The following is a 14,034-nucleotide window of genomic DNA, read 5'->3' as shown; positions in this document are numbered from 1 at the left end:
ATTGTCCACCCAAAGCGGACAGTCTTTCGTTTTCTACCTGCTTATTGAACATATGGATAACCATTAACCTTCTTCTGAACCCGGCGAACGGCCCAGCCGTTGCCCACAGACATCAGGAGAATTGACCATGCTGACCCTTCGCAAAGCTTCGGACCGCGGCATTGCCCGCCACGGCTGGCTGACCTCGTTCCACACCTTCTCGTTCGCCAGCTACCGTGACCTCAACGAACAAGGCTTCTCCGACCTGCTGGTCATCAACGATGACCGGGTCGCTGCCGCCAAGGGTTTCGGCCAACATCCCCACCGGGACATGGAGATCTTTTCCTATGTGCTCGAAGGGGCGCTGGAACACAAGGACACCCTGGGCACAGGCTCGGTCATTCGCCCGGGTGACGTGCAGTTGATGAGCGCCGGCAGCGGCGTGGCCCACAGCGAGTTCAACCATAGCGCGGACGAGCTGGTGCACTTCCTGCAGATCTGGATCGTGCCCAACGTCAGCGGTGCAACACCACGCTACCAACAGGAGCATTTCAGCAGCGAGCAGAAACGCGGTCGCCTGCAATTGATCATCTCCCCCGACGGCACCGACGGCTCGCTCCAGGTGCGCCAGGATGCGCGGGTCTACGCCGGGCTGTTCGATGGCGAGCAAAGCGCCACCCTGACCCTGGCGCCGGAACGCTATGCCTACGTGCACGTGGCCCGAGGCGCTGTCGAGCTCAACGGCATACCGTTACAGGAAGGTGATGGCGTGCGGGTGCGCGAGGAGCAGGTCCTGACCGTCAGTAACGGCCAGGATGCCGAAGTGCTGGTGTTCGATCTGCGGCCGCAGGAACTGCCGCAGATGCCATGATACAAGTGACGGTGCCCACCCATGAACCTGTGGGAGCAAGGCTTGCCCGCGATGGCCGCGCCGCGGTTTAACAGCTAAACCGCGTTTTCGCTCATCGCGGGCAAGCCTTGCCCCCACATAGCTCCTGCGCTACGGCGCGGCAACGCCCTCTCCCCCCTGAAAACTCATCTCTGATCTGCCAGCGTCTTCATCGCACGGTTTGCTTGCGCTCCGATTTCGAGCGATAGCTACCAGGCGGCACACCAAAAAAATCCCGGAAACGACGCTGGAAGTGCGGGGAGCTGACGAAGCCCGTCGCCACGGCGATTTCGGTCACGGATCGATTGGTTTGCTGGATGAGCTGGCGGGCACGCGTCAAGCGCAGTTCCAGGTAATAGCGCGTGGGGGTCGCACCAAGAAAACTGCAGAACCGCCGCTCCAACTGCCGCTTGGAAATCTTGACGCACGCCGCCAGCTCATCGATGGTCAACGGCTCTTCTACGTTTTGCCACATCAGCTCCAGAGCCAGCTTGAGGCTTTCCGGCAACGTCGGGTCAGTCTCGACGAAGACCGGCGGCAAGTCCGTCGCATCATCGCCGGACTCGTCACAGCGAAGAATTTCCTCGATGGCGCCCACGAGCGCCGCCCCGCCCGTCTGGCGAATCAATTGGAGCATCATGCGCAGCGAACTGTTGGCACCCGCGCAACTGACCCGCTCCCGATCAACCACATAGGCCCGGCTGGACACCTTCACATGAGGAAACACCTCCGCCATCATGGCGCGGCTTTCCGGGTGGACAGCGCATTCGAAACCGTCCAGCAGATTGGCATCGGCCACGAAAAAGGCACCGTTCCACAACCCGCCCAGGATCGCCCCGCACGCCCCATGGGCGCGCAGCTTGCGGCGCAGCAAGGGATGGCCTTGCAACTTCACGCGAAAGCCCCCGGCGACAATCAGTACGTCCTGGTTTTCCGGCATCTGCGCCAGTTCGATGTCGGTCGAGATGACAATGCCCAGGTCGCTCGTGACTTGCCCACCTGAAACCCCCACCGTCAGCACCTCGTAGAGGGGCATGTCGCTCATCAGGTTGGCGGTCACCAGCGCATCCACCGCACCGGTGAAGGACATCATCGAGAAATTATCCATCAATACAAACGCGACGCGGATCGGCGCCTGGCTGGCTGGCGCCGCGCCGAGCGGGCGATAAGCCATGTTCTTGTTCTTGAGTACGCTCTCGAATGCGCTTGGCATAGGGCCTCGTTTATACATTTAAGACGATGAGGATTTGCTGCACGAGAGTGCCTTGAACCCCAGAGCGAAGGCGCAGGGCAAACCACGCTATCTTCCAGACTAGTGAAGCCGGCTGCAATCGCGCCTGCGCCGTCTACCGATCATCCCGCGCCAAAATGGCAAGCCTCAAGTGCCTACAACTTTGGTCGATACACTGGCAGTAGGCATGGGCGCTTTTCCCTTCCAGAGACTCGCAACGCCAACCACTGCTGTTTCCGCCGTTCCAACACTTAAAATATTCCGCGGGAGAAGTCATGAATATCAAACAGAAGCTGACATGGGCGTTCGCGGCCATCGCCTGCCTTCCGGTTATCCTGGTGGCGGTGCTTGTCGTGCTGAACCTGCGCGACGCCGCAAAAGCCAACTTCCTGGACAGCAGCGGTCGTGAAATCCGTCAGATCGACAACGGCATGAAGCAGTTTTTCGATGGCATCAGCCAGAACGTCGAACTCTTCGCCAGGGATCCGCGGGTCATCGCCGCCAAGGGCTTGAAAAACTATTCCAGCGCCGACGCCGCACAAGCCCCCTTCCCTGAGATCAATCAACAGCTTCTGGAGATCTTCGAAAGATTCGCCAAGAGCCATCCGACCACCGCCTATCTTTCCGTGGGCATGGATGACGGCGGCTACGCGAGCTGGCCGGACGATCCCAAAATGGCCAAGTACGATCCGCGCGTGCGTCCATGGTACAAGGCCGCCATGGCCGCACCGGGCACGACTGTGCGCACAGATGCCTATTACTGGGCGCCGGATGATGTGTCGCTGATCGGCACCGTACAAACTGTCGCTGACGCCAGCGGTAAATTGGTGGGTGTTGTTTGCCTGGACGTGTCGCTCAAGCAGCTCACCGAACTGGTCAAGAACATCAAGCTGGGTGAAAGCGGCTACCTGATGCTGGTCGAAGCCAACGGCAACGTCCTGGTGGATGCTGCCGATGCCAAGCACAACTTCAAGCCGTTGGCCGACTTGGGCCCCAACTATGCCGCGCTGGCCAAAAGCAGCGATGGTGTGACCCAGATCGAAATCGACGGTGTGCCCTACATGGCCAACGTGGTCAGCTCCAAAGGGTTGGGCTGGCGCTTCATCGGCCTGATCAAACGCGATGAAGTGATGGCCGAGGCTTCGAGCCTGACTTGGCTGATCGCCGCCATTGCTGCCGTACTGGCTGTGGTGTTCGCTTTGGTAGGCGCCAGTTTCGCCAGCGTGATCGTGCGGCCGATTCGCGGTGTTGCCAACGGCCTGCAGGAAATCGCCGAAGGTGAAGGCGACCTCACTCGCAAGCTCTCGGTGCAAGGCAAGGACGAAACGGCGACCCTGGCGGGCTGGTTCAACCAGTTCCTGGGCATGATCGCGCAACTGATGCAGCGCATCGGCAACGCCTCTTCCGACCTGCAAACTGCCGCAGCCGATACCAGCCACGTGGCCCAGAACATGAACGACGCTGCCGGGCGCCAGCGCCAGGCCGTGGAACTGGTGAGCACCGCGTTCAACGAAATGGTCGCCACCGCCAACGAAGTGGCCCGTTCCTGCAGCCAGGCCGCCTCCAGTGCGGACGAAGGTTATCGCGACGTACACGATGGCCAGCATCACATCGGCGAAGCCACCGGCAGCGTGATGAAACTGAGCGACGACCTGCAAAAGTCGACCCAGACCATGCAGGCGCTGGAGCAGGACAGCAAGAACATCAACACCATCCTCGACACCATCCGTTCGATCGCCGAACAGACCAACCTGTTGGCTCTGAACGCTGCCATCGAAGCTGCACGGGCCGGCGATCAAGGTCGCGGGTTTGCCGTAGTCGCCGATGAGGTCCGGGCGCTGGCCCGGCGTACCGCCGATTCCACCGGCGAGATCGACAGCCTGCTAGGCAACCTTGCTCGGCGCACCCAGGAAGTCACCCAGCAGATGCAAAGCAGCCTGCAGGTGTCGCAAACCAGCGTGGAACGCATCCAACAGGCCCGCGACAGCTTCGACAAGATCCGCAACTCGGTAGACTCGATTCGCGACCAGAACACCCAGATCGCCACAGCGGCAGAGGAGCAGCACCAGGTGGCCGAAGACATCAACCGGCACATCGCGCAGATCCATGCCGATGCCCAGTTGGTCGAGGAATTCGCCCACTCGGCGCAGACTGGCTCGGGGCGTCTGACGGATATTTCCGGTCAGCTCAAGGGTTTGGTGGGACGCTTCAAGTTCTAAACCGGGCTGACGTCCGCTGAAGACCAAATGTGGGAGCGAGCTTGCTCGCGAATGCGTTGTCACAGCCAATGAATATGCTGGATGTGCCGACCTCTTCGCGAGCAAGCTCGCTCCCGCAGGAATATGCGTTGCCGCTTTGGCCAGGAACCAGTAGCCGGATCGCTGGGTATCTGCCAGGCCATTACCCTTTCGCTTTGATTGCGTACATGCCACCGGCAATCACCAGACACGGCCCCACCACTGTCCAGGTGTCTGGTGGCTCGCCGAATACTTGGCCTGGTCGGGGCCTGCTCAGCAACCACTTGCAAACCGGCAACCTGGGCCAGGCGACCTAGCCGACTTTCACATTCATGGTGATGCGCGCCGTGAAGACCTTCACCCCAGCCTCGTCGAAGATCTCGACCGGGACAATCTTGTCGCCCGAAGTCTGCCAGTCGATTTCGCTACCGTCGGCAATCGCATGGATGGAGCTCTTGGCCTTGGCCAGGTATTCGACGGTCATGCCTTTGGGAATCCAGCGCGCGCCGCCGGGAATGGACACCTCGGTCATCATCCCGCCCGCCAACTCTGCCGCGTTGCACAGCGCGATCGCGTGAACGGACGCCAGGTGATTGGTGATCTCCTTGCGAAACGGCACCTTCACTTCACCACGACCGGGAGTCAACACAGAAATTTCCGGGTTGATGGTGCCGAAGTACGGTGCCATCTGGCAGGCCATATTGCTGAAAGCGGACGGGCCAACGCTTTGGTACATGCTGAGAGTCTGGCTCATGGGGGATCTCTGGTCAGGTGGATTGAAGTCACGTACAGAACATCACTCCATTACAGAATAATGCTCTGTTACAGAACAATATTCTGTAAATATCCCCCCTGTCAATCGCTCGTGCCTGGTCGGCGTTTCAATTACCATGGCCCCTTTTTGCCTGGGCCGAAAAATGGAACCTGTCGATCTCCTCGAGCGTTGCTACCCAGGGCGCCGTGCCGAGTCCAAGCGGCACATCCTGCGATGTGCCCTGGCGTTGTTTAATCAACAGGGCATTGAAGCGACCACCATCGACATCATCCGGGCCGAAAGCCAGATGAGCGTGGGAGCGATCTATCACCATTTCGATAACAAGGAAGGTTTGGTCGCGGCGTTGTACATGACCGCCCTGGATGACCAGGCACGGCTCAGGGACAGCTACCTCGGCGCTGTCACGTCAACCAGGGAATGGGTCCACGCCTTGGTGTTCAGCTACGTGGATTGGGTGGTCAGCCAACCCGATTGGGCGCGGTTCCAGTACCAGGCTCGCTTTGCGGTCGCACGCAGCAGCTTCAACGAGCGGCTCGCCGAAGCGAATGCCGCCAGGAACGCCGCGCTCAAGCAATGGTTCAGCGACCCTGCCCACCAGCAGGATTTGCAGGACCTGCCTTTTGAGCTGATCCCGTCACTGATCATCGGTTCGGCGGAGAGCTATTGCCGCGCCTGGCTCTCTGCCCGAGTCAAACGCAGCCCTGAACTCTACCGACAGCAACTGGCCGAGGCCGCCTGGCGCGCCGTTGGCATCCCCCCAAGCCCCTCGCCCTGAGGTTCTGATCCATCCGAACAGACTCACTGCCTAACTTCCCAATCTCAGTTACGTACTGTCGTCCATGGCTGATAGCCGGAACTGGTCGTAGGGCACGGACCTGCTATCTTGGATACAGACCTGAATACGTATCCAGGTCTACACAAGGAGTGATGAAGTTGGAAGCAGTGGAACTGCGCGTTATAGATGAATGGGCCACGCCATCTCTACGTGGCAAGTGTGATGTGATCATCGTCAATTACAACGCCGGTGAGCTTTTGCTGGCGTGTGTCGGATCGGCGTTTGCCGCCGGCGCTTGCAGAGTGATCGTGGTGGATAACGACTCTCACGATGACAGCCTGATGCTGCTGGAGCGAACCCACGTTGTCGGCGACTCGCTTCAAATCCTACGCAATGCTGCCAACCTCGGCTTCGCCGTGGCGTGCAACCAAGGTGCCCGCCTGTCAGCGGCTCCCAATTTATTTTTCTTGAACCCGGACACCGTGCTGGCCGCCGATGCCATAGACCACTTGCTGCTGGCACTGCGCAGCTCGCCGGAAATCGGCATGGTCGGAGGGTTCCTGTGCAACCCGGACGGCAGCGAGCAAGCCGGTGGGCGCCGGGTATTTCCAACGCCCAGACGCGCCTTCATGCGGGCTTTCGGACTTTCGCGGCTCTCAGCACTTTTCCCATCACTGTTGTCCGACTTTTTGTTGCACAAGGAGCCGCTACCCGGCACCCCCATTGTCGTTGAGGCCATTTCCGGGGCTTGCATGCTGGTCAAGCGCGAAGCGATCGAGAGTGTCGGGTTATGGGACGAAGACTATTTCCTTCATTGCGAGGACCTGGACTGGTGCATGCGCTTCCATCAGGCCGGCTGGCGCGTACTGTTCGTGCCAGATGCCCGTGTGATGCATGTATTCGGTGGCTGCAGTCGCCAGCGTCCCTATTTCGTCGAATGGCACAAACACCTGGGGATCCTGCGTTTCTATCGCAAGTTTTTCCGCCGCAAATACCCTGCCGTGCTATGGGTCAGTGTGGTGATCGGGGTCTGGTTTCGATTCAGCCTGATGGTCCTTCGCCACGCGGCTACCCGGTTTAGACATGCATGGAGCCTACGATAAGAGACCTCAAGTGCGAATAGGAATATTGGGCGGCTCCAGCCTCTTGGGCGAGCACGCCCTGCCATTGCTGGCACAAACCGGTCTCCCGACGAGCGCCTTCACTCGAAGCCTGCCCACGGTGTCCTACCCCGGCGTGACGTGGCGAAATGCTGACGACTGGCACGAGCTGACGCTGGACACCTTCCTGTCCTTTGCCCCTGTCTGGGTGTTACCCGACTATCTGGAGCGCCTGGCCAGCACCCACGTCAAACGCGTTGTCGTGCTGTCCTCCACAAGCCGTTTTGCCAAGCAAGCATCGCCCGATGCTCGGGAACGGGACGTGGCGCAACGCTTGATACGCGCAGAAGAACAGCTCGAGCAGTGGGCGATCGAACGGCAAGTCGAATGGGTGATCCTGCGGCCGACCATGATCTATGGCTTTGGTCGCGACAAGAACATCTCGCAAATAGCCCGTTTCATTCAACGCTTCGGATTTTTCCCGCTTATCGGGGGTGGTACCGGATTGCGCCAGCCGGTGCATGCTGATGACGTGATCCAGGCGTGTCTGTCCGCCATGAATACGCCTGGTCTGCCCAGTGGCGGCTACAACCTCTCAGGGGGGGAAGTCTTGCCTTATCACACGATGGTGAGGCGAATATTCCAGGCCATGGGGCGTCCGGAGCGAACGCTGCCCCTCCCTGCCCAGGTGTTAAGCCGGGGCGTTTCGATCATGCGGTGTCTGCCGCGTTATCGACATCTTTCAAGTGCGCTGGTGGGGCGGATGAACGAGGACTTGGTGTTTGACCATTCGCCCGCCAGTGACTGGCTTGGTTTTGCTCCTCGGGCGTTTCATCTGATGGGTGAGGATTTGCCTGGGCGCTGAGATAGTTTTTGGTGAATAGGCGGATGGTGCTTCTCTGGGGCGGGGGATATCCGTTGCTGCGGTAACGGCGGCTTAGGGTTCCGCCCTTACGGCGGCTAACTTTTGAGAAGCGCAAAAGTAAGCAAAACGCTTTTTGCCCCACCACTCGGCACCTCGCTTAGGCTCGGTGTGCCCGAGATCAACATCCACGCCGAGGCGGCCTAGTAGCCGACCTGGCTCTCCCAGTCGTACCCCCATCAGAACTGTGGGAGCAAAGCTTGCTCGCGAGACGGCCTGACAGCCGACCTGGCTCTCCCAGTCGAACCCCCGTCAGATCTGTGGGAGCAAAGCTTGCTCGCGAAGGAGGCCTGACAGCCGACCTGGCTCTCTCGGTCGTACTCCGATCCAATTGTGGGAGCGAGCCTGCTCGCGAAGGCGGTGTCACCGTCGACGAGGATGTTGAAGGTGATGGCCTTGTCGCGACCTAGCCCTTGTCCCCCGTTTCCACCCCAGGCTCGTTACGATGAACGTGGGCTTGCCAAGCGCCCCATTTGCTTTCGAAGTACGCCTGGTTTTTGTCCCAGAGGGCCTGGTACTCACCACTGGCGATCAGCTTCCTGAACGATGCCTGCCCGTAATGATGGATAAACGCGTCTTCGGCGCAGACCGTCCGGTAGCCGGCCGCCTGCACGCGACGGCTGTAGTCGTCGTCCTCGAACATTCCGATACCGAATGCTTCATCCAGATACCCCACCTCTTCGAGAATGCCTCGGCGAAAGGCGACACAAAACATGGCGAGCATCGAGATGTCGAACGACTGCCCCTTGTGGGCTTTGGTGTAGCCGTCTGAAAAATCTTGCATCTGTTGAATGTCGGTGTAGGAAACTTCGATTTTCGCTTCGTTTCCTACCGCATTCGTGACCGGTCCGACCAAGCCGATACTAGGGTCTCTCAAATGCCTGACCAGCGGATCCAGCCAGCCGTCAGGCACTACCGTGTCGTTATTGAGCAACAGCAGGATGTCACCGTCGGCTTCTCGCAAGCCCTGGTTATTGGCCGCAGCGAAGCCCCGGTTGTCCGGGTTGAGGATGACCTTCGCGGTCGGCACTTCCTGGCGCAGGCGTTCAAGATAATCGCCCGTATCATCCTCAGAGCCATTGTCGACGACAATGAGTTGGTAATTGGGCCAGGTGGTATTGCGCAGAATGCTGTTTACACATTGAATCGTCAGATTGAGGTTGTTGTGCGTCACGAGCACGATGGAGACTTTGTCATACAGCCCGACGATAGCCAGTTGCATGCTGTCGAATCGATCTTTCCAATCATTGGCCCGGGCAAGTTCTACGCGTCGTTTGTACAGGGCCAGGTCGCGCTCGGCCAAGGCTCGCTCGATCTGCTCGATGAACTCATCGACCCCGGTTGCGAAGTACAACAGGTCTTTGTAAATGCTCATCTCCGTCAACGGCGTGGAGATCACCGGCTTGCCTGCACTGATGTACTCGTAGAACTTCACGGGATCGACCGCATGCGTCACGTTGTAGAGCCTGAAGGGAATCAGGCAGGCATCGAAGTGATCCAGGTAAAGCGGCATTTGCGAATACGGCTTCCTGCCCAACAACTGGACATTGGGCTTGTGCTCAAGGCCCGCCAGATCGTCGACAAAAATATCCCCCACCAGGATGAAGTTCCACTCTGGCCGCCTGTCCGCCAACGCCGCCAGCAAAGGATAATCGAGCCATTGCGCCAGGGCGCCGTAGTAGCCAATGACAGGCCCGGCAAGCCCGCCCAGCACATCATTGGTAAAGCAGTGCTGCCGAAAAAAAGCGAAATCCACCGCGTTTCGCACCAGTACGCAACGTGGGTTATGGGTGCACCACTTTTGGTAAAGCAACGCGGCGGAAACGGTCACCAGGTCGGCCTGGGCAATCAGGGTCTTTTCCTCGCTCAGCAGCTGTTCGCCGATGTTCGGGAAACCATCCCAGTCATCCATGCAGTCATAGAGAATGCGCCAGCCATGCATGGCTCGCAGGCTGCGTGCCACGGGGCTCCAGTAGGCAATATGCACCACCGCGAGGGCGGTTCTTATCTGCATATCGGCGACCAGTGCGGCCATCGCGAGCAGCAAAGCCTGATGATTCTCAGGCGTCACTACTTTTTCGTAATACGCCTCTTGCACATCACGCTGCAGCGCCACTTCAAAAACATTGGGCGCCACTGAGGTCAACCGATAGAGCTGTCCCTGTTCCGGCACGCTGGAGGGGACGATATAAAACACCCGGTGACCATTGCTCGCAAACTGGTTCATCAACTGCTGCGGGCGCTGGAAGCGTGCAGCCCACTCAATGTTGGCGAAGCAGAGAATATCCAGGCGCCCTTTCGTGGCGAAATCCGGGTCTACGTCAGGGCTGGGCAACGGCTGCGGTGCGGCCGGGTAGACGATTGCAGCGGCCGTCTCGGGGAATTCCTGCGTGGCGCTAAAACCATAACGCATCAACCGGAAAAGCGAGCGCAGTGGTCGGGTGAAACGCCACGAACGGGTGTTTTGCAGGAAGTCGACTTTTGCCAAGGCAATATCGCGCTCGTTGATGGCCGCATCTCTTTGAGCCAAGGCGGCGTCGCGGTCGATCAAGGTGCTGTCGAGCTTAAGCACGTGGGTATCCATGCAGTGGAGTGCTGTCGCCCGGCGGCCACATGGAACTGAGGGACCCCGGTCGGTAGAACGTTGCCGTCAGGCTGCGGCGGGAGGAATGGCAGCCGCCCACCACGGGCGTGACAGCATGCCAGGAGTTATCCGAACGCACCAGGATCGCCGAGTTGCCCACCAGGGGCTCGATCTCGGCCGCCACGGCAGTGGGATCGTTGCGGTGCAGGATGTTCAGGCACCCGCCGTCGTTGCGGTCCCAGGACTCATTGAAATACAGGATATGGGTGACCAGTTTATCGGGCAGGTCCGGATGGGCCCCCAGGCTCGCGCCAGGACCGTAATGAAAAACGTTGACCTCCATCGGCACGCTGCGCAGATCAATCCCGGTCAGCTCCGACATGGCCTCACGATAGCCGGCCGAGCCAAGATCCTGCGCCAGTCTCAACCACGCCTCGCTCAGTTCTTCGGGGAAAGCGACGGTATGGGTGCCCATGTCTACCAGGGCGCGGGCCTCATAGTCATAGTTTTTTTCGCCACCATAACCACTCACCGTCTTGAAGTGATCATGAGGGAAGGACGCCGCCAACGCGGCGGCATCCTCGGTCGAATACAGACTGCCAATTTCAGCCCATGAGAACGGGTGAGACTTTAGCGCCGCTGGCGTGAGTCGAGAGAGATCTAGCATTGTCTGTTCTTGTTCGCTGTCAGGTTTCTGATACCACGGGCGATGGAGCGCAGTGGTGCGGTCATTCGGAATGAATTGGAGTTCTGCAACTCAAGCATCCTGGCGTCACTGAGGGCCAGTTGCTGACTGAGCTGGGCGATCCGTTGCTGCTGGGCAAGCGCTTGTACTGCCGGTTCCGGCGTCGGTTCGATGACCTCAGGCTCCGGCATGGCGGGGCTTGCCGGACATTCAGCCAACATTGGATCACGCCCCTCGGCCGCGGCTTCGAGCAGGTTGGGTAGATGCTGTAGAAATGCACCCAACACCGGCTGGGACGAGGTTTTGCCCTGGCGAATGATCGCAGCGACACGGTCCCAATGCTCGACCAACCGATCCGCCGCCGCACGCGCCGCGGGCGATGGATGGGTCTTGCCCACCCGCGCTAGAAACCATTGCGGATCGACCGTCGCCGCGTCCGGCAACGCATGGAGTGAATCGAACTCCGCCAGCGCCGTGTACTTGCCCGTCGTCAGATCCGCCGAGCAGAACACCGGGACGCCAAACGCCAGAGCGGTGATTGCCAGGTGGTAGCTATGGCCGATCACCGCTTGGGCCTGGCTGAGAATTTCCGCCATCAGCAACGGCTCTGGCCAGAACGACAAGGTGATTGCCTGGGGCAGGCGCGCCGCAATGACCGACGGATCGTCACCCAGGACAGGGCCAATCGGCACCACCAGGAACTGATAGCCCTGGAACGCCTCGGCGTGGTCTTCGAACAGTTTTACAAAAGATTCCACCACATGAATGGCGTGGATCACGATGTAGGGCCCGATCAGCCCGGCGTGCTCGCGCAGGCGAATGAACTCAGCGGAGGGCTGCTGCTCATCGATCAGGCGGGGCAAGCCAAACGCGGTATCGGGCAGCACTTCGATCTCGACCTGCCGGGTGAGCGCGCCGAGGGCATCGCGCGACAGTGCATCACGGACGCGCACGTACTGGCTCTGCTCAAGAGCCATCGTCAACAACGGCCTGGCCCAGTCGGGAATACTGTTGCAATGCATCCCGGGGGCATTCCACATGACCGGAACCCCGTGCTGCTGCGCGATGAGCGCAGGGGTCAGCCAATAACCGGTAGGGTGATGGATATTGGCGGTTGTCGGACCATAGCCGTGGGCAACGACTTTATCGAATCGGATCAGGAAGCCACCACCGATCAAAACGCCATCCAGGCTGGTCGCTACATGAGGCAACTGCGTCAACGACGTCACCGCATAGGGCCATTGCGATCGGGTTTTCCCGTGATAGGAAAACCGATGCAGGTTGACTGAACCCAAGCGCCGGGCCAACTCCGCCTCGGCGATGATCGGAAACAGCAGGTCACCGTAGTTTTCTACATCAAAGGTGCCGAATATAGCGACCTGCCACGTGCGCTCGTCCAGGTGTTGCGTCAAAACCTTCTCTCCTTGAGTCCCGCAGGCCTTGGCAAGCGACTCGACTGGTCGAGGGTCGATCCTCTGCAATCCCAGGTCAACCATGCCCAGGAAACTCTTGTGGTTCGGCAACATGTCGAACGCCAAGGGCGCCACCTGTTTCTCGATCAGTTGCGAGGTGTCTTCCGTCGCGCCGTGCAACAGCTTGAGCGTGACATGATAGCGCCCCTCGGCGAGGTTGGCCGGGAAGCGCACCGTGATCGCTGTGCGCCGCCAGCCATTCTCGGCCGGGCCTGGTTGCAGTGCGAAGTTGCCCCCGCCGATCACCAGCAGCCTGGCTTCCTGGATGGTGAAGCTGATGTTGGGTTGCGTGATCGACTCATGGAGCAACGCCTCGACGCGGATCTCGATGTCGTCGCCATACAGGTAACTGGAGGAGAGCTGCCGGGTGTTGGTGAAGCAGGCAGCGCTGATGTGCCCCTCTTCGGTCCCAAAGGCCATCCCCTCCTGCCCGCCCATGAATGACTTGCGCGTAACCGGTATGACTCCGCCACTGGCCCAGCGGCGTTGCTCGTCGCGCATGTCGAGCAAATGCAGCTCGGCCATTTCATCGGGCGAACCACTGGCAACGACCCGGCCTGCGCGCAGGTAGATGACCCGGTGGCAGAAGCGCTTGACCATGCTCATGTCATGGGAGACGAACAGCAGGGTCGTGCCTTTGGCCGCCAGTTCTTCCAGCCGATTCAGGCATTTGAATTGAAAGGATGCATCGCCGACGGACAGGGCTTCATCGACGATCAGGATCTCGGGCTCGACACAGACCGAAACGGCGAAGGCCAGCCGTACCAGCATCCCGCTGGAATAGATCTTGGTGGGCTGGTCGACAAAGTCGCCTATATTGGCAAAGGCGAGGATGTCATCGAAGCGGGCGTCGATTTCCGCGCGACTCAAGCCCAGCACCGCCGCATTCACATAGACGTTTTCCCGGCCGGTGAACTCTGGATTGAAACCGGACCCCAGCTCGAGCAACGCGGCAATCCGGCCATGCCCCTGGACACTGCCCCGGGTTGGCATCAACGTTCCGCAGATCAGTTGCAACAGGGTGGATTTACCACTGCCATTACGACCGATGATACCGACAGTCTCCCCCCTTGCGATGGTCAGGGAAACATCGTCCAGGGCCCAGAACTCGCGATAGAAACGCTTCCTGCCGCGTACCAGCATCTGCAACAGGCGGTCCTTGGGGGCATCGTAAATCTGATAACACTTGCTCAGGTTTTCGGCGCAGATGGCCACTTCAAACGACATCGGTAAAACCCTTCCATGAATCACGGCCATTATTGCGGTGTTACTGAATCAGTCCTTCGCTGGGTGCTGCGGATGAGTTAAGCACAGATGGGATAAAAAACTGCGAATGAATCTACACTAGGCCTACCCTCTATGAGGATGCGACTCAAGGAGCATCC

9 protein-coding genes and 3 pseudogenes are annotated in these 14,034 nt (G+C 59.5%); 6 read left to right on the top strand and 6 right to left on the bottom strand.

Annotated elements, in window-relative coordinates:
- Positions 1-127: 127 nt before the first annotated feature.
- Entirely contained in the window at positions 128-850 is a 723-nt protein-coding gene (locus AB4Z20_RS07840; RefSeq protein ID WP_442089658.1) for a pirin family protein, read from the top strand.
- A gap of 187 nt (positions 851-1,037) precedes the next feature.
- Here the strand turns inward: AB4Z20_RS07840 and AB4Z20_RS07835 are convergent, their stop codons facing one another.
- Complete coding sequence (locus AB4Z20_RS07835) at positions 1,038-2,081, bottom strand: GlxA family transcriptional regulator (RefSeq protein WP_214512787.1); 1,044 nt, start codon at positions 2,079-2,081, stop codon at positions 1,038-1,040.
- Positions 2,082-2,374: 293 nt separating this feature from the next.
- On the opposite strand from AB4Z20_RS07835, the pseudogene AB4Z20_RS07830 reads away from it, so the two are divergent.
- Positions 2,375-3,457, top strand: a pseudogene (locus AB4Z20_RS07830) (HAMP domain-containing protein); the annotation flags it as partial.
- A 6-nt stretch (positions 3,458-3,463) separates the two neighbouring features.
- Entirely contained in the window at positions 3,464-4,318 is an 855-nt protein-coding gene (locus AB4Z20_RS07825) for a methyl-accepting chemotaxis protein (RefSeq protein WP_442089680.1), read from the top strand.
- Between the two features lie 331 nt (positions 4,319-4,649).
- Here the strand turns inward: AB4Z20_RS07825 and AB4Z20_RS07820 are convergent, their stop codons facing one another.
- The gene (locus AB4Z20_RS07820; RefSeq protein ID WP_214512802.1) at positions 4,650-5,090 is read right to left on the bottom strand and encodes a hotdog fold domain-containing protein; all 441 of its coding nucleotides are present in this window, start codon (positions 5,088-5,090) and stop codon (positions 4,650-4,652) included.
- 163 nt (positions 5,091-5,253) lie between these two features.
- On the opposite strand from AB4Z20_RS07820, the gene AB4Z20_RS07815 reads away from it, so the two are divergent.
- The 3 genes from AB4Z20_RS07815 to AB4Z20_RS07805 all read left to right on the top strand — a co-directional run bounded on the left by AB4Z20_RS07815 (position 5,254) and on the right by AB4Z20_RS07805 (position 7,851).
- Positions 5,254-5,886, top strand: coding sequence for a TetR/AcrR family transcriptional regulator (locus tag AB4Z20_RS07815; RefSeq protein ID WP_253476280.1), 633 nt, complete (start codon positions 5,254-5,256; stop codon positions 5,884-5,886).
- Positions 5,887-6,044: 158 nt separating this feature from the next.
- Entirely contained in the window at positions 6,045-6,989 is a 945-nt protein-coding gene (locus tag AB4Z20_RS07810) for a glycosyltransferase family 2 protein (protein WP_442089678.1), read from the top strand.
- A gap of 43 nt (positions 6,990-7,032) precedes the next feature.
- Positions 7,033-7,851, top strand: a complete 819-nt coding sequence (locus tag AB4Z20_RS07805; RefSeq protein ID WP_442089657.1) for an NAD-dependent epimerase/dehydratase family protein — start codon at positions 7,033-7,035, stop codon at positions 7,849-7,851.
- 463 nt (positions 7,852-8,314) lie between these two features.
- Here the strand turns inward: AB4Z20_RS07805 and AB4Z20_RS07800 are convergent, their stop codons facing one another.
- From AB4Z20_RS07800 to AB4Z20_RS07785, 4 genes and pseudogenes are all read right to left on the bottom strand, one after another.
- A complete protein-coding gene (locus tag AB4Z20_RS07800) occupies positions 8,315-10,480 on the bottom strand; it encodes a glycosyltransferase (RefSeq protein ID WP_442089656.1) in 2,166 nt (721 codons plus the stop codon).
- Entirely contained in the window at positions 10,473-11,159 is a 687-nt protein-coding gene (locus AB4Z20_RS07795) for a 2OG-Fe(II) oxygenase (RefSeq protein ID WP_442089655.1), read from the bottom strand. The genes AB4Z20_RS07800 and AB4Z20_RS07795 overlap by 8 nt, the downstream gene beginning before the upstream one ends.
- Positions 11,153-12,514 (bottom strand): annotated as a pseudogene (locus AB4Z20_RS07790) (polysaccharide pyruvyl transferase family protein); the annotation flags it as partial. The pseudogene AB4Z20_RS07790 and the gene AB4Z20_RS07795, both read right to left, overlap by 7 nt.
- Before the next feature lie 138 nt (positions 12,515-12,652).
- Positions 12,653-13,876: pseudogene (locus AB4Z20_RS07785) on the bottom strand (ABC transporter ATP-binding protein); the annotation flags it as partial.
- Positions 13,877-14,034 lie beyond the last annotated feature (158 nt).

The sequence above is a fragment of the Pseudomonas sp. KB_12 genome (assembly GCF_052114545.1).
GTDB lineage: Bacteria > Pseudomonadota > Gammaproteobacteria > Pseudomonadales > Pseudomonadaceae > Aquipseudomonas > Aquipseudomonas brassicacearum.
The sequence above is the reverse complement of the archived record's forward strand: the minus strand, read 5'-3'. Positions and strand labels throughout refer to the sequence as shown.

Coding starts and splice junctions, on each gene's coding strand:
- AB4Z20_RS07815 (WP_253476280.1), top strand. CDS start 5,254: ATGGAACCTGTCGATCTCCTCGAGCGTTGCTACCCAGGGCGCCGTGCC.
- AB4Z20_RS07840 (WP_442089658.1), top strand. CDS start 128: ATGCTGACCCTTCGCAAAGCTTCGGACCGCGGCATTGCCCGCCACGGC.
- AB4Z20_RS07795 (WP_442089655.1), bottom strand. CDS start 11,159: ATGCTAGATCTCTCTCGACTCACGCCAGCGGCGCTAAAGTCTCACCCG.
- AB4Z20_RS07835 (WP_214512787.1), bottom strand. CDS start 2,081: ATGCCAAGCGCATTCGAGAGCGTACTCAAGAACAAGAACATGGCTTAT.
- AB4Z20_RS07820 (WP_214512802.1), bottom strand. CDS start 5,090: ATGAGCCAGACTCTCAGCATGTACCAAAGCGTTGGCCCGTCCGCTTTC.
- AB4Z20_RS07825 (WP_442089680.1), top strand. CDS start 3,464: ATGATCGCGCAACTGATGCAGCGCATCGGCAACGCCTCTTCCGACCTG.